The organism is Streptomyces sioyaensis, assembly GCF_004122735.1.
In the GTDB taxonomy this organism is placed as follows: Bacteria; Actinomycetota; Actinomycetes; order Streptomycetales; family Streptomycetaceae; genus Streptomyces; species Streptomyces sioyaensis.
Genome location: NZ_SDIF01000272.1, coordinates 1 through 1,537 on the forward strand (window position 1 = coordinate 1; position 1,537 = coordinate 1,537).

Consider the following 1,537-nt stretch of genomic DNA (forward strand, 5'->3'; position numbering starts at 1 on the left):
GACGCGGAGATCAACGACGTGTCGGTGCGTCCGGTGCGCGGAGCCACCAGGGAGCCACCAGGGGCGGGGCCGGTGCGGCGGGACGGGGGCGGTGGGACCTGTACGGCGGGACCGGTGCGGTGGGACCGGCCCCGCCCCTGGTGGCTCCCTGGTGGCTCAGCGCCCCGGACGCACCGACACGTCGTTGATCTCCGCGTCCCGCGGCAGATCGATGGCCGTGAGGATGGCCGTCGCCACCGACTCCGGATCGATCCAGCGGGACGGGTCGTACTCCTTGCCCTCCTGCCGGTGGGTGCTCTCCTGCATCGGCGTGGCCGTACGCCCCGGATAGACGGACGTGACCCGGACCCCGTTGTCGTGCTCCTCCGCCCGCAGCGAGTCGGCCAGCGCCTTCAGGCCGTGCTTGCTCGCCGCGTAGGCGCCCCACTCGGCACGCGCGCTCAGCCCGGCACCGGAGTTGACGAAGACGACATGCCCCTTGGCGACCCGTACCAGCGGCAGCAGCATCCGGGTGAGCTCGGCGGGCGCGACCAGGTTGGCGGCCAGCTGCCGCTGCCAGGCCTTGGCCGGCAGATCGCCGACCGTACCCAGTTCGATCACGCCCGCGCTGTGCACCAGGGAATCGATGCGGTCCGGCAGCGGCTGCTGCCCGAAGGCCCAGGACAGCTTCTCGGGATGGGCGAGGTCACCCACGAGCGTGCGGGCGCCGGGGAACTGCTCGGCCAGCTCCTTCGCCCGGACCGCGTTGCGCGCCAGCAGCCACAGGCTCTCCCCGCGCTCCGCCAGCCGCCGTGCGACCGCCGCTCCGATGCCCGACCCTGCGCCCGTGATCAAGTGCGTACCCATGGGGTTGATCCTAACGAGCGGGTGACGGGACGCCGGGAGCCGCGGGGAGCCACAGGGAACTGCGGGGAACTGCGGGTCCTCGGGGCGGCGCTCAGGCCTGGATGCCCGCGCGCTCCTCCAGGTAGGCCAGCGCGCCGACGCCGTCCTCCGCGAAGAAGACCAGGTCGGTGAGCGGAATCGGCAGGAATCCCTCCGACTCCATCCGCTGGAACTGCTCCTTCAACCCGTCATAGAAGCCAGCGGTGTTCAGCAGCACGACCGGCTTGGTATGCATTCCGTGCTTGCGCAGTTCCAGCATCTCGGTGGCCTCGTCCAAGGTGCCCGTCCCGCCGACCATGACGACGATGGCGTCGGCGCGCGCCAGCATCTGCGCCTTCCGCTCAGCGAGATCCTTGGTGATCACCATCTCGTCGGTGCCCTCACGGGCCTTGTCCGCCAGGAACTCCACGGAGACGCCGATCAGCTTCCCGCCGGCTTGCTGCACCCCGTCGGCGATGACCTTCATCAGGCCGACGTCCGAACCGCCCCATACCAGCGCATGCCCGCCCATCCCTATCAACTCGCCGAACTGGCGGGCAGGGAGGACATAGCGGTCGTCGAGGTCGGCGGCGGAACAGAAGACGCAGATGTTCATGCGGTCACCTTACGAGCCGGCCGGGGGGTGGGGGGCTCGTGGGAGCGGGTGGAGGTG

At 70.7% G+C, this 1,537-nt stretch carries 2 protein-coding genes; both read right to left on the reverse strand.

Going from position 1 to position 1,537, the window contains the following annotated elements; all coding sequences use genetic code 11:
* Positions 1-156 precede the first annotated feature (156 nt).
* On the reverse strand, positions 157-846 hold the full coding sequence (locus EST54_RS33815; RefSeq protein ID WP_129251475.1) for an SDR family oxidoreductase: 690 nt from the start codon (positions 844-846) through the stop codon (positions 157-159).
* Positions 847-937: 91 nt separating this feature from the next.
* On the reverse strand, positions 938-1,480 hold the full coding sequence (locus EST54_RS33820) for an LOG family protein (protein WP_129251476.1): 543 nt from the start codon (positions 1,478-1,480) through the stop codon (positions 938-940).
* Between the last annotated feature and the right edge of the window lie 57 nt (positions 1,481-1,537).